The organism is Pseudomonas putida, assembly GCF_001976065.1.
Taxonomy (GTDB): Bacteria; Pseudomonadota; Gammaproteobacteria; order Pseudomonadales; family Pseudomonadaceae; genus Aquipseudomonas; species Aquipseudomonas serbica.
In genome coordinates, this window is the sequence record NZ_MNAH01000001.1 from 436,748 (window position 1) to 452,516 (window position 15,769).

Below are 15,769 nucleotides of genomic sequence, written 5' to 3' on the forward strand. Positions count from 1 at the left end.
GGCGCAGCAATTGCTGATTGAAGGTTCTCATGCGCGCAGTACCACGCCGCTGTCGTCTTCCCACCACACGTAGACCTGATCGTCCCAGGTCGGACGTGCACCGCGGCGTTCGGCGTTGGCCATGAACGATTGCACGACCTTGCCGCCCGGCAGCTTGACGTAGAACACCGAGTGTCCGCCAAGGTAGGCGATGTCATGCACCTTGCCGCTGGACCAGTTGTAGCGGGTGTCCGGCTTGGTGGTGCTGACCAGCAGTTTTTCCGGGCGGATGGCGTAGGTGATCGACTTGTCCTGCACCGACGTACTGACGCCGTGGCCAACGTAGATCTTCTGCTCCAGGTCCGCGCTGTGAATGATCGCGTGGCCTTCCAGGTCTTCCACCACGGTGCCGTCGAAGGCGTTCACGTTGCCGATGAACTCGCAGACCATGCGGCTGACCGGCGCTTCATAGATGTCGACCGGGCTGCCGATCTGGGCGATCCAGCCCAGGTGCATGATCGCGATGCGCTGGGCCATGGTCATGGCTTCTTCCTGGTCGTGGGTCACCATCACGCAGGTCACGCCGACGCGCTCGATGATTTCCACCAGCTCCAGCTGCATTTGCGAGCGCAGCTTTTTATCCAGCGCACCCATCGGTTCGTCGAGCAACAGCAGCTTCGGGCGCTTGGCCAGGGAGCGGGCCAACGCCACACGCTGGCGCTGGCCGCCGGACAACTGATGGGGTTTGCGCTTGGCGTACTGGGTCATGTGCACCAGGCGCAGCATCTCTTCCACGCGGGCGTCGATTTCCGCGGCGGGCAAACGGTCCTGCTTGAGGCCGAAGGCGATGTTCTGCGCCACCGTCATGTGCGGGAACAGCGCGTAGGACTGGAACATCATGTTGATCGGCCGCTCGTAGGGCGGCATGTCGGTGATGTCGACGCCGTCGAGCAAAATCCGGCCTTCGGTCGGGCGTTCGAAGCCGGCGAGCATGCGCAGCAGCGTCGATTTGCCGGAACCGGAACCACCGAGCAGGGCAAAGATTTCGCCCTGGTGGATCTCCAGTGACACATCGTCCACTGCGGTGGTCTCGTCGAACTTCTTGGTGACGCGGTCGACTTTCACCAACACCTTTTTCGGTGCCTGGTGACCTTCAAGAGCCTTCCTGTAGATGCTGGAGGCGTTTGCCATGTGAAACTCCCAACAGGTTTCAGTCGTCGGGCCAACGCGGCCTGACTTAATAGTTGATTGCAAACCCTTGCAGTAAGGCGCCAATCAGGACGCGGTCTCTGTAGGAGCGGGCTTGCCAGCGAAGGGCCTCTTCGCTGGCAAGCCAGCTCCTACAAGGTATTGCGCGTGCCTGACGGGCACTCCACTCGGGCTTATTCGGCGCCGCCGTCCTGGCTGCCTGGTAGTGCTTGTTGTTATTGCAGTGTGTTGTTGTCGCGGGTCACGGATGCGCGCAAACGCACCCGCCAGACCCACGGGGGCAGTAAATGGTTTGATCGTTCATGACGTCAGCGCGGATTACGCAGCGCCGCCCGTTGCCGGCACGCATCGCCAAACGCCTGGAAAATCTTCAGGTACGGCGGGTTGTCCAGCACCTGCCATTCCGGGTGCCATTGCACGCCGAGGGCAAACGCCTGGCTGTTCTCCACCGAGACCGCTTCGATCAAGCCATCGGGCGCGAGCGCTTCGGCGCGCAGGCCGGGAGCGAGGCGGTCGATGCCCTGGCTGTGAATCGAATTGACTTGGAACACCGGCGGCAGATCCAGCGCCTGGAACACACCGCCTGGCTGCACATCGACGGCATGTGCCGGTGCGTATTGCACCGCCAGGTCCGGATGGTTGGCCTCGCGATGATCGAGGAAGCCGGGGAGTTCATGGACCTTCTGATGCAGGCTGCCACCGAACGCCACGTTCATCTCCTGGAAGCCGCGGCAGATGCCGAGCACCGGAACGCCCGCGGCGATGGCCGCGCGAATCAGGGGAAGGGTGGTGCGATCCCGCTGGGGATCGTGTTCCGTGCCGGGAGCGCTGTCGGGGCCTTGATAGTGGAAGGGCTCCACATTCGATGGCGAGCCGGTCAGCAACAGACCATCGAGCTGCGGCAGCAGGTCCTCGATTTCGGTCAGTTCGCCCAGGGAAGGAATGACAACAGGTAGCCCCAATGCCGCAACGCTGACAGCACGCAGATACTTGTCGCCGCTGACATGGTAGGGGTGCAGGCCAATCTGTTTGACGCATGCAGTAACGCCGATCAATGGCTTGAATGCCATTTTTATCACCTCGAAGTTTCACACTTGAACGAGCTTTTCCGGAGCTTAGCCTTGTTGATTTTAATTAACAACTCTCATGTAAAAAATTCTAAACGCCACACGTCTGAAGCTGAGGATTTATGCGTGTTCCCGGGATGATCTGGCACTCTCGTGCCTCTGAGAGGCCCGAAAATAAACGTTGAAAGGCCAAGTGTTCGCTATTGACTTCACTTTGCCTTTCGGATTGACTGGCTACGTGAAAGGGCGGTGAACATAATAATTAACAGTAAAAAATAGGTGCATCATGTCGGTCCCTCTGCGTACCGTTCAACTCAACGAAGCAAACGCATTCCTTAAGAAATATCCTGAGGTTTTGTACGTCGACCTTCTGATTGCGGATATGAACGGTGTGGTGCGCGGTAAGCGCATCGAACGCACCAGTCTTCATAAGGTTTACGAGAAAGGCATCAACCTGCCGGCGTCCCTGTTTGCCCTCGACATCAATGGCTCCACGGTGGAAAGCACCGGCCTGGGTCTGGACATCGGCGACTCCGACCGGATCTGCTACCCGATCCCCGGCACCCTGAGCATCGAGCCCTGGCAGAAGCGCCCAACCGCGCAATTGCTGATGACCATGCACGAACTCGAAGGCCAGCCGTTCTTCGCCGACCCGCGGGAAGTGCTGGCCAATGTGGTGCGCAAGTTCGACGACATGGGCCTGACCATCTGCGCCGCGTTCGAACTGGAGTTCTACTTGATCGACCAGGACAACGTGAACGGTCGTCCGCAGTCGCCGCGTTCGCCGGTGTCCGGCAAGCGTCCGATGTCGACCCAGGTGTACCTGATCGACGACCTCGACGAGTACGTTGACTGCCTGCAGGACATCCTCGAAGGCGCGAAAGAGCAGGGCATCCCGGCTGACGCCATCGTCAAGGAAAGCGCCCCGGCGCAATTCGAAGTCAACCTGCATCACGTGGCCGACCCTATAAAGGCCTGCGACTACGCCGTCCTGCTCAAGCGCCTGGTGAAGAACATCGCCTACGACCACGAGATGGACACCACCTTCATGGCCAAGCCGTATCCGGGCCAGGCGGGTAACGGTCTGCACGTGCACATTTCGATTCTCGACAAAGAAGGCAACAACATCTTTGCCAGCGAGGATCCCGAGCAGAACGCCGCGTTGCGACACGCGATCGGCGGTGTGCTCGAGACCCTGCCGGCGCAGATGGCGTTCCTCTGCCCGAACGTCAACTCCTACCGTCGTTTTGGCGCGCAGTTCTACGTGCCGAACTCGCCGAGCTGGGGCATCGACAACCGTACCGTGGCGGTCCGCGTGCCAACCGGTTCACCGGATGCCGTGCGCATCGAACACCGCGTGGCCGGTGCCGATGCCAACCCGTACCTGTTGATGGCCTCGGTATTGGCCGGTGTGCACCACGGCCTGACCAACCAGGTCGAGCCAGGCGCCCCGGTGGAAGGCAACAGCTACGAGCAGAACGAGCAGAGCCTGCCGAACAACCTGCGCGATGCCCTGCGCGAGCTGGACGACAGCGAAGTCATGGCGCGCTACATCGACCCGATGTACATCGACGTGTTCGTGGCGTGCAAGGAAAGCGAGCTGGCCGAGTTCGAGAACTCCATCTCCGACCTTGAATACAACTGGTACTTGCATACCGTCTGATTAGTCGGTTCAACACAATCAAATGTGGGAGCGGGCTTGCTCGCGAAAGCGGAGTGTCAGGTGACATCAATATTGGATGTGCCGGCGCTTTCGCGAGCAAGCCCGCTCCCACAGGGATCGTATTGCAAATTTGAATTGGCGGGCGTCGGTCCGACGATCACTCAATTTCCTGCGTCGAGTCACAACCATGACAATTACTCGCAGCGACTGGGAGCAACGCTTCCAGTCCCTCACCCTCGAAGGTCGCGCATTCATTGACGGCCAATACTGCGCAGCCGCCAGCGGTGCGACGTTCGAATGCATCAGCCCGGTGGACGGTCGTTTCCTGGCGAACGTCGCCAGCACCGACGAAGCCGATGCCAATGCAGCAGTCGCGGTGGCGCGACGCGCCTTCGAATCCGGCGTCTGGTCCGGGCTGGCCCCGGCCGAGCGCAAGCGCATCCTGATCCGCTTCGCCGACCTGATCCTGGCCAACCAGGAAGAACTGGCGCTGCTCGAAACCCTCGACATGGGCAAGCCGATCGGCGATTCCCTGGCCATCGACATCCCGGCGACCGCCAACGCGATCCGCTGGACCGCCGAAGCCATCGACAAGATCTACGATGAAGTCGCCGCCACGCCCCACGATCAACTGGGTCTGGTGACCCGCGAAGCGGCCGGCGTGGTCGCGGCCATCGTGCCGTGGAACTTCCCGCTGATCATGGCCAGCTGGAAATTCGCCCCGGCCCTGGCGATGGGCAACTCGTTCATCCTCAAGCCTTCGGAAAAGTCGCCACTGACGGCTATTCGTATCGCGCAACTGGCGCTGGATGCGGGCATACCCAAAGGCGTGTTCAACGTACTGCCGGGCTTCGGCCACACCGTGGGCAAGGCGCTGGCGCTGCACATGGACGTCGACGTGCTGGCCTTCACCGGTTCCACGGCGATTGCCAAGCAACTGATGATCTACGCCGGGCAAAGCAACATGAAACGCGTCTGGGCTGAAGCCGGTGGCAAGAGCGCCAACGTGGTGTTCGCTGATGCCCCGGACTTGCGCGCCGCCGCACAGGCCGCCGCCGGCGCCATTGCCTTCAACCAGGGCGAAGTCTGCACCGCCGGCTCGCGTTTGCTGGTGGAACGTTCGATCCGCGACCAGTTCATCCCGCTGCTGGTCGAGGCCCTGCAAGGCTGGAAGCCGGGGCACGCGCTCGATCCGGCGACCACCGTCGGCGCGGTCGTGGACCTGCGTCAACTGGACAACGTGCTGCGCTACATCGACATCGGCAAGGAGCAGGGCGCCCGGTTGATCGCCGGCGGCAGCCGCACTCTCGAGGACACCGGCGGCCTGTATGTGGAGCCGGCGATTTTCGACGGCGTAACCAACGCCATGACCATCGCCCAGGAAGAAATCTTCGGCCCGGTGCTGTCGGTGATCACCTTTGACAGCACTGAAGAAGCCTTGGCGATTGCCAACGACAGCATCTACGGCCTGGCCGCCGGCGTGTGGACCAGCAACCTGAGCAAGGCCCACACCTTCGCCCGTGGCTTGCGTGCCGGCAGTATCTGGGTCAACCAGTATGACGGCGGCGACATGACCGCGCCGTTTGGCGGCTTCAAGCAGTCGGGCAATGGCCGGGACAAATCGCTGCACGCGTTCGACAAGTACACCGAGCTCAAAGCGACCTGGATCAAGCTCTAATAACAATAAAGCGGCGGTCGCCGGCGTTGTGCGGCGGCCATCGGAGAAGTCTATGAAACAAGCACATGTAAACAGCTACTACGCGGCCACCCGCAACTTCACCGGCGATTTCCCGGTGCTGGAAGGCGCGGTGGATTGCGACGTCTGCGTGATCGGCGCCGGCTATACCGGCCTGTCCTCTGCACTGTTCCTCGCCGAAGCGGGCTACAGCGTCACTGTGCTCGAAGCGGCCAAAGTCGGCTTCGGCGCCAGCGGTCGCAACGGTGGCCAACTGGTCAATTCCTACAGCCGTGACGTCGACGTCATCGAAGAGCGTTATGGCGACAAGACCGCCGAAGTCCTTGGCAGCATGATCTTCGAAGGCGCCGACATCATTCGTCAGCGCATACAGCACTACGATATCCAGTGCGACTACCGTCCGGGCGGCATCTTCGCCGCGATGAACAAGAAGCAGCTCAAGGGCCTGGCCGAACAGAAGAAGGGCTGGGAGCGCTACGGCAACAAGAACCTGACGATGCTCGGCAAGGATGACATCAGGCGCGAAGTCGGTTCCGAGGCTTACGTTGGCGGCCTGCTGGACATGCAAGGCGGGCACATTCACCCGCTGAACCTGGCATTGGGCGAGGCTTCGGCGATCATCGGCCTGGGCGGCAAGATCTACGAGCAATCGGCGGCGGTGGAAATCACCTACGGCGAACCGATCACCGTGCGCACCGCCAAAGGCGTGGTCAAGGCCAAGTACCTGCTGATCGCCGGTAACGCCTACCTGCCGCAGGGCCTGGACAACCGCGTGACCAGCAAGAGCATGCCCTGCGGTTCGCAGATCGTCGTCACCGAGCCGTTGTCGGAGAAGCAGGCGCGCAGCCTGATCAAGAACAACTACTGCGTCGAAGACTGCAACTACCTGCTCGACTACTACCGCCTGACCGCCGACAACCGCCTGCTCTACGGTGGCGGCGTGGTCTACGGCGCGCGCGAGCCGGACGACATCGAACAACTGATCCGCCCGAAAATCCTCAAGACCTTCCCGCAGTTGAAGGACGTGAAGATCGACTACCGCTGGACCGGCAACTTCCTGCTGACCATGTCGCGCATGCCGCAGTTCGGCCGTATCGAGAAGAACGCCTACTACATGCAAGGCTACAGCGGCCACGGCGTCACCTGCTCGCACCTGGCGGGCAAGCTGATCTCGGAAATGATCCGCGGCGATGCCGAGCGCTTCGACGCCTTCGCCTCGCTGCCGCACATGCCGATGATCGGCGGGCGCACCTTCTCGGCGCCGTTGACTGCCTTGGGCGCGGTGTACTACTCGCTGCGTGATCGTTTCGGGATCTAAGATTTACCTCACCGGCAGCCATCCCGATCAGGTGCTGCCGGCCTTTTGTATTCAGAAAAACCCCTGTCCCCCGTGGGAGCGGGCTTGCTCGCGAAAGCGGCGTATCAGTCACCGATGATGTTACCTGACTCACCGCTTTCGCGAGCAAGCCCGCTCCCACAGGGGGTACGGCGTCATGGCAGACGGCTGTTTTTTTCCACCGTTTATCGAACCTGCTGAGCAACACCCACAAACGTGATTTAATAGCCGCCTTTCACGTTTCCGGGACCGGAAAACGGCGCGATCCACGCCTGCTCTCCACCCCCATTACCCTTGCGTACCAAGCACATAAGGCTGTCATGGACACGGGCTCACGACTCAAATTAGTACGCGAAAGCTACAAGCTGTCCCAGCGCGAGCTGGCCCGGCGTAGCGGCGTCACCAATGCCACCATTTCCCTGATCGAACAGAATCGCGTCAGTCCTTCCGTCAGCTCGCTGAAAAAGCTGCTCGAAGGCATCCCCATGTCCCTGGCCGACTTCTTCACCTTCGACCAGCCGCCGCGTGAGCATCAATACGTCTTCCGCGCCAACGAGCAGCCCGACCTCGGCCGCCACGGCCTGCGCCTGTTGCTGATCGGCGCCTCCGTGCCAAGCCGGCAGATGCGTCTGTTGCGCGAACAGTACGCGCCAGGTGCCAGCTCCGGAGAGGAGCCGATCGTGCATTCGGAAGGCGAGGAGTGCGGTCTGGTCACCCGTGGCACCGTCGAGCTGACGGTGGATGGGCAGATCAGCGTGCTCAATGCCGGGGACGGCTATTACTTTCCGACGACCTTACCGCACAAGTTTCGCAATATCGGCCAGGATGAGGCGGAAATCATCAGCGCGAACACGCCGGCGAACTTCTGATAACAGCGTGGCGTGATCCGGCGTTACGTCGGCGCAACAACCGTGGTGCTTGAAAAAAACCGATGCCCGCACAGGCATCGGTTTTTTTATTTGGCCTTCCAGTGCCCACCGCCAGACTCACAATCAATCCTGGCCTGAGCGATGTGCTCGGCGCCGTAGTAATACGTCGTGACCTGGGCATTGTCGGGGATGTTGACCGACTGACTGTTCTTGTCCTTGCTGGTGGAATGAGGATTGGCCAGGGATTCCTGGGTCAGCGTGGCGGTGCAGGTGGCTTGATAATGATCTGCACAATGTTCGACTTTCTTCTTGGTGCTGGTCAGCATGTCCTTGCTTTCGTTGCTGCATGACCAGTCGATGGAATTGACTGGCATGCCTTCGTATTCATAACAACTATGACTTTCGACCACGGGGACGGAAGCGCTTTGGGATCGGGTCAGCACGTCGCAACCTTCGGCGAATGCCAGGGCAGGGCAGAGGCCAGCGAGCAAAAGCAGCAGTCTACTGTTCATCGGGATTTCCTCTCCAATGGCGCCTTGTTTGAACCAGGATCAGCGCTGATAGAGTTTCGAAACCCCGATGTGGCCCGTGGTTCCATGCATTTGGCTCGTTTATGCAGCGTTAACGCGTAGCCCCGGCCTTATTGTCTGGCCTGTGCTGGATCCGGGTGGTGGGTGATGTGCTTGGGCCCTGCCAGCGCCCACAGGATCAATCCGATCAGCGGCACAAACACGATCACCACCATCCACACGCCTTTGCTGCTCGCTTTGCCTGCGCTTTTGCGCACCCGGTTGATGGCCCACAACTCGATCAACAGAAGAACGGCTGCCAATACAATCCACGTCGTTTCGATCTGCATGTAGTCACCTCCTGATAGTCTTTCAGTTAGGTGGGCAGTTGTGCGCAGGGTTCATTTAATTTGCGGTTGACGAAACAGGCACCTCACCCCCCCCTCGACTTGTCGATCAGGAGGACTGAGCCTGGCGGGACTACCGCCACTTCGCAGTGCGTCGGTGGTTAGCGGCCTCACCATAAAGGGAAATGTCCTGCAGGTTTTGCAGATCAGAATCTAACGTTCGTCGGATGTCAGCTGGCTATCAGCGCTTTTGCCTGCCCGTTCCATCACGGCTGCTAAGCTTCGTCGTTGCAGCACCCGAGCCTGCCCTGGGCTCACGTTGCGTTCGCAACCACGGAGTTCCACCTCTATTCCTGTCGGCAATCTGCACGGAGGCAGGCGATGGTGTTCAAGCGCATGGTGGATTCGAGCGCGGCGCGGGTTCCCGTGCCGCTCGATCCTGAAGAGATGGAGCGAGTACTGGCATTGCTGCTGGCAAGTCCCTTGTTCGCCAAGTCCCGGCGCATGGGCAGTCTGTTGCGCTTTCTGGCCGAGCACGACTTGCAACCCTCCAATACCCCCCTCACCGAACACGCCATCGGCATCGCGGTGTTCCGGCGTGATCCGGCGGTGTACTGCACCGGCGATGACCCGGTGGTGCGGGTGCAGGTGGGGCGGCTACGGCGCAAGCTTGCGGCGCACTACGCCAGCAACGGTCAGCACGACCCGGTGCGCCTGAGCATACCGGCCGGCTGTTATCGCCTTGCTTATCAGCGATTGCAGCCCAAGGCCATCGTCACCCGCCATCCGGTTTTGCAGATCCAGCCGTTCACCTGCATTACCCGTGACGGCGATGACTTCGCCCGGGGCTTGTGCGAGGAGCTGAGTTGTCGCTTGTTCGAGTCGTTCGAGCAGGCGCAGACCGGGGCTAATCATGTGTTGATGAAGGTGCCGCGCAGCAGCGTCAAGACAGCCGATGGCGGACGCGTCGGGCGCTACAGCTATTGCCTGGAGGGCAGCGTGCGGGTCGAGCCTGCGCGGGTGCGGGCGTCGTTGCGCCTGGTGGATGTGGCGCAGGGGCGGATTCGCTGGTCGGCGCAGTTCGATCGCACCCAGCCTTATGGCATCGCCACCCAGGAGGACCTGGCGCAATCGATCTGCCTGTCCCTGACGGGCTACTTTGCCAAAGGCACCATTGACGAATGAAAGGGGCAACCCTGGGGTTGCCCCGGTGCGCAGGGGTTACACGGTTTTCCATTGACCGCCTTCATAAAGGCGACCGGCGGTGTTTTCGAACGTCAGGTCGATTTCGATCGCCTTGGAGCGTGAGGTACTGAACATGGTACTGGTCTGCACATTCTGTTCGAACCATACGAGGATGGTTTCGACGGGGGTCAGTACGGTTTTACCGGTGACTACCTGATCCACCGCCACATAGATCGGCGTGCTGACCTGATTGCCATCGATGCCGGTGGACAGCTGGTTGATCCCCGGATGGATCGGCGCGTACTCGTTCACAAAGGTCATGGAAACGTCCGGGCCGCCCGTGATCGCCGGGCTCAGCAGGCCGTGTTCATCGAGTGTCGAGGTTTGCCCAAGACCGATATTGACGATGTTGGTCGAGACTTTGACCTGGATGTTTTCCTTGAACACGTTGGAAGCGAACATCTGGTACAACGGCGTCCAGCTGAATTCGTTATTGCTCAGGTAAGCGACATAGGACTGCCAGACCACGTTGTAGTCGGCGGTGCCGACTTTCTTGGCAAAGCACAGCTTGTAGCCAGACTTCTTGAGCAGGGTCAGGTCGCCGGGGGCGATTTCGATGGTGACGGTTTTCTGCGCCGCCGCCAGGGCGGACCTCAATACCCTGCCGTAATCCGCCGACTTCAGTTGCGTTGCACCCATGATCGACTTGACGGCTTCTTGCACCTCATCGTGCAGCTGCTGGCGTTGTTGGCTGACAGCGTTTGATTGGCTCATGGCGTCCCTCTTCCTTGGTGGTGTGTTGGGCAATCGATGGCTGGCAGGCAGTCAACCGGGGCCATCCATCGAGAGCTTCACTCTAGGTTCAGGCGGTGCACTGGCTAAGTGTCTTGGCGTTACAGGCGGGTAACGGGGGGGTATCAAGCGCGGTTCGGTTCAGGCGGGGGGGTCGCTCGCGAAAGGCCTGACGTTCGACGTCAGGGCCTTGTCGCGAGCAAACGTCCAGGATCGTGACTACAGGCTGGCGGCGAGTTTCCCACCCGACAACCGACGCTTGTAGGCACTGTCGCGGTTGGCCAGCCACCAGTACAACGGTGACGTGATCACCAGGCCCACCAACCAGGACAGGTCCGCGCCATTGATGTGCTCGGAAATCGGTCCGACGTACAGCGGTGTGTTCATGAACGGAATCTGCACCACGATGCCGATCGCGTAGGCCAGCAGCGCCTGCGGGTTGTAGCGCCCGTAGATGCCGCCATCGACGTGGAAGATCGAGTCGATGTCGTACTTGCCCTTGTGGATGGCGTAGAAGTCGATCAGGTTGATCGCCGTCCACGGCACCAGGACCACCAGCAGGACCAGCACCATGTCGACGAAGTGGCCGATGAAGTCAGCGGAGGCACCGACGGCGGCAAAGCAGCAGGCACCGAGCACGATCACCGAGAGCACGGCGCGGCTCTTGGCGGTGGGGATCCAGCGGTAGGCGAAGGTCTGCACCAGGGTGATCAGCGACAACACGGCGCCGTAGAGGTTGAGGGCGTTGTGGCTGATGACGCTGAGCAGGAACAGCACCAGCATCAGCGGGCCAATGGAACCGGTGGCGAGCTTGACCGCTTCCATGGTGTCCATGCCGACAGGCGTGGCCAGTACGGCGACGGCGCCGAAGATGAACGACAGGCTGGAACCGAGCACGGTGCCCAGGTAGGTGGTCCAGAAGGTCGCCGCCACGGGCACGTCGGCCGGCAGGTAGCGCGAATAGTCGGACACGTAGGGCGCGAAGGCGATTTGCCAGAGCGCGGCCAGGGACACTGTCGCCAGCCAGCCGGAGATGTTGAAGCTGCCGCGGGTGAGGAAGTCGCCGGTCTGCACGTGGGTCAGGATGTAGGCGAAACCCAGCACGATGCCGATGCCCAGCACCCAGGTGCCAATACGGTTGAGCACGTGGATGAAGCGATAGCCGATGATGCCGATGATGCCCGAACCCAGGGCACCGATGACGATGCCCACGGGCACCGGCACGCTGTCGACCACGCCGTGCAGGGATTTGCCCGCCAGCACGATGTTGGAGGCGAAGAAACCGATGTACATCACGCCGGCGATCAGCACCACCAGCAGTGCACCGAGGGAGCCGAACTGGGCTCGGCTCTGGATCATCTGGGGGATGCCCATCTGCGGGCCCTGGGCCGAGTGCAGCGCCATCAGCACGCCGCCGACCAGATGGCCAACGAGGATGGCGACGATGCCCCAGACCAGGTTCAGGTGAAACATCTGCACGCCGAGGGCGCCGGTGACGATGGGCAAGGGCGCGATGTTGCCACCGAACCACAGGGTGAACAGGTCGCGGGTCTTGCCATGACGATCTTGCGGCGGCACGTAGCCGATCGTGTGTTTCTCGATGAGCGGGGCGCTCGTTGTTGCAGTGGTTACCATGACGAACTCCAAGGCAAAGTGAGTACGTGGACGTACTTCGGTGAGCGTCGCGCGAACGACGCTTTTCTTGTTGGAGCGATCATGTGCAATGGATCGGGATAGATAAATTAGTAAGTTTGTTGCTTCAAACCTTAAAAAATATATGCCGCGCCGGCGGTCGCCTCCGGTATGTTCAGCCTTGACCGCAGGCCTGCACCAAACCCTTGTGTGCACTGCCGATCCCTTGACCCTGATGTTCTGTTTCCCGGAGGTTCCCATGGCCGCCTACAACCTGCGCCAGCTCAGGTATTTCGTCACCACGGCCGACTGCGGCAGCGTGGCGGAGGCCTCGCGCAAGCTCTACATCGCGCAGCCCTCGGTGTCGACGGCAATCAAGCACCTGGAAGAGAGTTTTGGCGTGCAACTGTTCATCCGCCATCACGCCCAGGGGGTGTCGCTGACGCCGAGCGGTTCGCGGTTCTACCGCAAGGCCCAGGAGCTGCTGCGGGTCGCCCATGAGTTCGAGCAGAATGCCCTGGCGGACAATGACGTGGTGGCGGGACAGATCGACATCGGCTGTTTTGAAACCGTGGCACCGCTGTACCTGCCACGCCTGATCGCCGGGTTCAAGCTGCGCTGGCCCGGGGTGGAAATCCGCATTCGCGATGGCGAGCAGCAGGAGCTGGTGCAGGCGCTGACCGCCGGCAGCATCGACATGGCCATGGTTTACGAACATGACCTGGACAGCACCATCGAGACCGTGGCGCTGATGCCGGCCCAGCAACCCTACGCCTTGCTGCCCGCCGACCATCGCTTCGCCCAGCAGGCGAAAGTCTCGCTGCATGACCTGGTGCTGGAGCCGATGATTTTGCTCGACGTGGTGCCCAGCCGGACCTACTTCGTGAGCATTTTCGAAGAGCGCGGGTTGACGCCGAACATCGTGTTCAGCTCGCCTTCGATCGAGATGGTGCGCGGGATGGTCGGGCGGGGTTTCGGCTTTTCGATCCTGGTGACCAAACCGTTCTCCGAATACACCTATGACGGGCAAAAAGTCGTGTGCGTGCCGCTGGCCGAAAACGTCACCGGCTCCGGGTTGTCCGCGGCGTGGTTGCGTAGGGCACAGCTGACCAAGCCGGTGCAGCTGTTCGTCGATTACTGCCAGGAAGAACTGGCCCGACTCTATACCTGAGTCGGGCCAGGGATCAGTTGCTGATGGCCAGCAGCATCCGTTGCAGCATGGCGTCGCAACCGTGCAGTTGTTCCAGGCTGACGAACTCATCGGGTTTATGGCCTTGCTCCATGCTGCCCGGGCCGCATACCACCGTTGGAATTCCCGCTGCATCGAACAGGCCGCCCTCGGTACCGAACGCCACCGTGCCGAAGTCCCGGGAGCCGGAAAACGCAGCGATCAACTCCGCCGCTTCGCTGCGGGCATCGGTGGCCAGGCCGGGGTACGCCGACAATTCACTGAAACGAATGTCGCTGTGCTCACTCACGGCGCGCATGCGTGGCAACAGATGCTGTTCGGCATAGGCCTGCAGTTCCTGTGCAACCCGTTGCGGGTCGTGGGAGGGCAGGGCGCGAACCTCGAAGTCGAAGCGGCAGTCGGCCGGGACGATATTCAAAGCCTTGCCGCCGCCAATCACCCCGGTCTGCACGGTGGAGAACGGCGGATCGAAACGCGCGTCATGCTGCTCCGGTGCCTTGAGCCGTTGGCCGATGCGCCCCAGTTCAGCGATCAGCTCGGCCGCGTATTCGATGGCATTGACCCCGAGCGGAGCATAGGCCGAATGGCAGGCGTGCCCCTGGATGTCACAGCGCATCGCCAGCTTGCCCTTGTGGCCCAGCACCGGTTTGAGTTCGGTGGGTTCGCCAATGATGCACAGCAGCGGTTTGACCGGTCGTTGCTCAAGGGCCTTGAGCAGCGAGCGCACGCCCAGGCAGCCGACTTCCTCATCGTAAGACAGGGCGATATGCACCGGCAGGCGCAACGACGCCTGCACCAGCGCGGGCACCAGGGCGAGCACGCAGGCGATGTAGCCCTTCATGTCCGCCGTGCCGCGACCGTACAGCTTCCCTTCGCGCTCGGTGAGCTGGAACGGCACGACGGTCCACGCCTGACCGTCGACAGGCACCACGTCGGTGTGCCCCGAGAGCACGATGCCCGGCCGGTCCGCCGGGCCGATCGTGGCGAACAGGTTGGCTTTGCTGCGCTCCGGGTTGTAGACCAGCTGGCACGGCACATCGAAGCCTGCGAGGTAGTCGCGGACACACTCGATCAGTTGCAGGTTGGATTCGCGGCTGGTGGTGTCGAACGCCACCAGCGTTGCGAGCAAATCGCGGCTGGCGCTCATCGATCGTCTCCGGCGACGCCGTAGCCAGGGGACCGGTCGGGCGCCAGGGCGCGGTCGATGTAGTCCTGGACCTGCGGACGGTAGGCCTGCCAAAGTTTTTGCAGCTGGCCAATCGGGTCCTCATCGGCCCAGTCGACCCGCAGGTTGACGATCGGCCAGGTCAACTCGCCGACCACCATTACTGCGGCCGAATGCACCGGCCCGGCTTCGCCACCGGCCGCCACGCCACCTTGCATCGCCGCCAGCAAACGGTCGGCCAGTTGGCCTTCGGCCTGTTCGAAGGCGCGGACCATGGTCTCGATCACCACAGGGCTTGCGAGCATGTTGCCGGCCGCCACGCATTGCTCGCCGGACACCGCGTTATGGTTGCCCAGGGTTTGCGCACCGCTGAAATGCGCGGTGCGACCGAGGTGGTCGATGGCGGTGATCTGCCGGTACTGGCTGTAGCCATTGCGGGTCAGCACCTTGTCCAGGGCCTCGGCAGGTGTAAGGCCTTGCTCCATCAGGGCCAAGGTTTCCGGGCCCAGGGAGGGCAGGGTGATGTTTTGCGTCGAGACGGCACCCACACCGGGCAATAACCAGGGGCAGCGGGCGCCCACGGCAATGCTCGAGGAGCTGATGGCGATGCCGAACTGACCGGTGTCGGGGCAGCGGGCGGCGATGGAAAAGGTCATGGGCCTGCTCCTTATTCGGGAATTACCGCAATCACATCAATCTCCATCAGCCACTGCGGCTGACCCAATGCCGTCACCACCAGCCCGGTGGAAATCGGGAACACGCCTTTGAGCCACTTGCCCACTTCCTGGTACACCGGTTCGCGGTAACGCGGGTCGATCAGGTAGGTGGTGGTCTTGACGATGTGGCTCAGGTCGCTGCCGGCTTCTTCCAACAGTTGCTTGACGTTGCGCATGGCCTGCTCGGTCTGCGCCCGCGGATCGCCCAGGCCGACCAGGTTGCCCTCGAAATCGGTGCCGACCTGGCCGCGCACATACACGGTGTTGCCGGCGCGGACGGCCTGGCACAGGTCGTTGTCCAGGCTCTGGTTCGGGTAGGTTTCCTTGGTGTTGAACATGCGGATGCGAGTGTGGGTAGGCGTAGTCATTTGAAACTCCTGGAATATGGGGGGCGGCGCGGTTCACGCGCCGAGCG

15 protein-coding genes are annotated in these 15,769 nt (G+C 61.6%); 6 read left to right on the forward strand and 9 right to left on the reverse strand.

The features are described from left to right. Positions 1-27: 27 nt before the first annotated feature. The gene (potA, locus tag BKX96_RS02040) at positions 28-1,170 is read right to left on the reverse strand and encodes a polyamine ABC transporter ATP-binding protein (RefSeq protein WP_046817228.1); all 1,143 of its coding nucleotides are present in this window, start codon (positions 1,168-1,170) and stop codon (positions 28-30) included. A gap of 326 nt (positions 1,171-1,496) precedes the next feature. Further along, on the reverse strand, positions 1,497-2,258 hold the full coding sequence (locus BKX96_RS02045; protein ID WP_077182532.1) for a gamma-glutamyl-gamma-aminobutyrate hydrolase family protein: 762 nt from the start codon (positions 2,256-2,258) through the stop codon (positions 1,497-1,499). A 283-nt stretch (positions 2,259-2,541) separates the two neighbouring features. Here BKX96_RS02045 and BKX96_RS02050 point away from each other — a divergent pair, with 283 nt between their 5' ends. The 4 genes from BKX96_RS02050 to BKX96_RS02065 all read left to right on the forward strand — a co-directional run bounded on the left by BKX96_RS02050 (position 2,542) and on the right by BKX96_RS02065 (position 7,819). Further along, on the forward strand, positions 2,542-3,918 hold the full coding sequence (locus BKX96_RS02050) for a glutamine synthetase family protein (RefSeq protein WP_046817230.1): 1,377 nt from the start codon (positions 2,542-2,544) through the stop codon (positions 3,916-3,918). Positions 3,919-4,105: 187 nt separating this feature from the next. Next, positions 4,106-5,596, forward strand: a complete 1,491-nt coding sequence (locus BKX96_RS02055) for an aldehyde dehydrogenase (RefSeq protein WP_077182533.1) — start codon at positions 4,106-4,108, stop codon at positions 5,594-5,596. Between the two features lie 52 nt (positions 5,597-5,648). Continuing rightward, complete coding sequence (locus BKX96_RS02060; protein WP_046817232.1) at positions 5,649-6,932, forward strand: NAD(P)/FAD-dependent oxidoreductase; 1,284 nt, start codon at positions 5,649-5,651, stop codon at positions 6,930-6,932. Positions 6,933-7,270: 338 nt separating this feature from the next. Next, complete coding sequence (locus BKX96_RS02065; RefSeq protein ID WP_007946335.1) at positions 7,271-7,819, forward strand: cupin domain-containing protein; 549 nt, start codon at positions 7,271-7,273, stop codon at positions 7,817-7,819. 86 nt (positions 7,820-7,905) lie between these two features. Here the strand turns inward: BKX96_RS02065 and BKX96_RS02070 are convergent, their stop codons facing one another. Beyond that, complete coding sequence (locus BKX96_RS02070) at positions 7,906-8,331, reverse strand: hypothetical protein (protein ID WP_046817233.1); 426 nt, start codon at positions 8,329-8,331, stop codon at positions 7,906-7,908. Positions 8,332-8,459: 128 nt separating this feature from the next. Then, positions 8,460-8,678, reverse strand: coding sequence for a PLD nuclease N-terminal domain-containing protein (locus tag BKX96_RS02075; protein ID WP_046817234.1), 219 nt, complete (start codon positions 8,676-8,678; stop codon positions 8,460-8,462). A gap of 378 nt (positions 8,679-9,056) precedes the next feature. Between BKX96_RS02075 and BKX96_RS02080 the strand changes: the two genes are divergently transcribed. Beyond that, positions 9,057-9,860, forward strand: a complete 804-nt coding sequence (locus BKX96_RS02080) for a hypothetical protein (protein WP_077182534.1) — start codon at positions 9,057-9,059, stop codon at positions 9,858-9,860. A 36-nt stretch (positions 9,861-9,896) separates the two neighbouring features. Here the strand turns inward: BKX96_RS02080 and BKX96_RS02085 are convergent, their stop codons facing one another. Beyond that, positions 9,897-10,634: a hypothetical protein gene (locus BKX96_RS02085; protein ID WP_046817236.1), complete on the reverse strand. Its 738-nt coding sequence runs from the start codon at positions 10,632-10,634 to the stop codon at positions 9,897-9,899. A gap of 237 nt (positions 10,635-10,871) precedes the next feature. Then, a complete protein-coding gene (locus BKX96_RS02090; RefSeq protein ID WP_046817237.1) occupies positions 10,872-12,287 on the reverse strand; it encodes a purine-cytosine permease family protein in 1,416 nt (471 codons plus the stop codon). A 256-nt stretch (positions 12,288-12,543) separates the two neighbouring features. Here BKX96_RS02090 and BKX96_RS02095 point away from each other — a divergent pair, with 256 nt between their 5' ends. Then, the gene (locus tag BKX96_RS02095; RefSeq protein WP_046817238.1) at positions 12,544-13,455 is read left to right on the forward strand and encodes a LysR family transcriptional regulator; all 912 of its coding nucleotides are present in this window, start codon (positions 12,544-12,546) and stop codon (positions 13,453-13,455) included. Positions 13,456-13,468: 13 nt separating this feature from the next. Here BKX96_RS02095 and argE read toward each other — a convergent pair whose 3' ends face one another. The 3 genes from argE to BKX96_RS02110 are packed head-to-tail and all read right to left on the reverse strand — an operon-like array spanning position 13,469 to position 15,722. After that, positions 13,469-14,620 carry an acetylornithine deacetylase gene (gene argE / locus BKX96_RS02100; RefSeq protein WP_077182535.1) on the reverse strand — a complete coding sequence of 384 codons (1,152 nt, stop codon included), beginning with the start codon at positions 14,618-14,620 and terminating at the stop codon, positions 13,469-13,471. After that, positions 14,617-15,294, reverse strand: coding sequence for a DUF1028 domain-containing protein (locus BKX96_RS02105; protein WP_077182536.1), 678 nt, complete (start codon positions 15,292-15,294; stop codon positions 14,617-14,619). Before BKX96_RS02105 ends, argE begins: the two co-directional genes overlap by 4 nt. An 11-nt stretch (positions 15,295-15,305) precedes the next feature. After that, a complete protein-coding gene (locus tag BKX96_RS02110; protein ID WP_008058648.1) occupies positions 15,306-15,722 on the reverse strand; it encodes a RidA family protein in 417 nt (138 codons plus the stop codon). Positions 15,723-15,769: the final 47 nt, after the last annotated feature.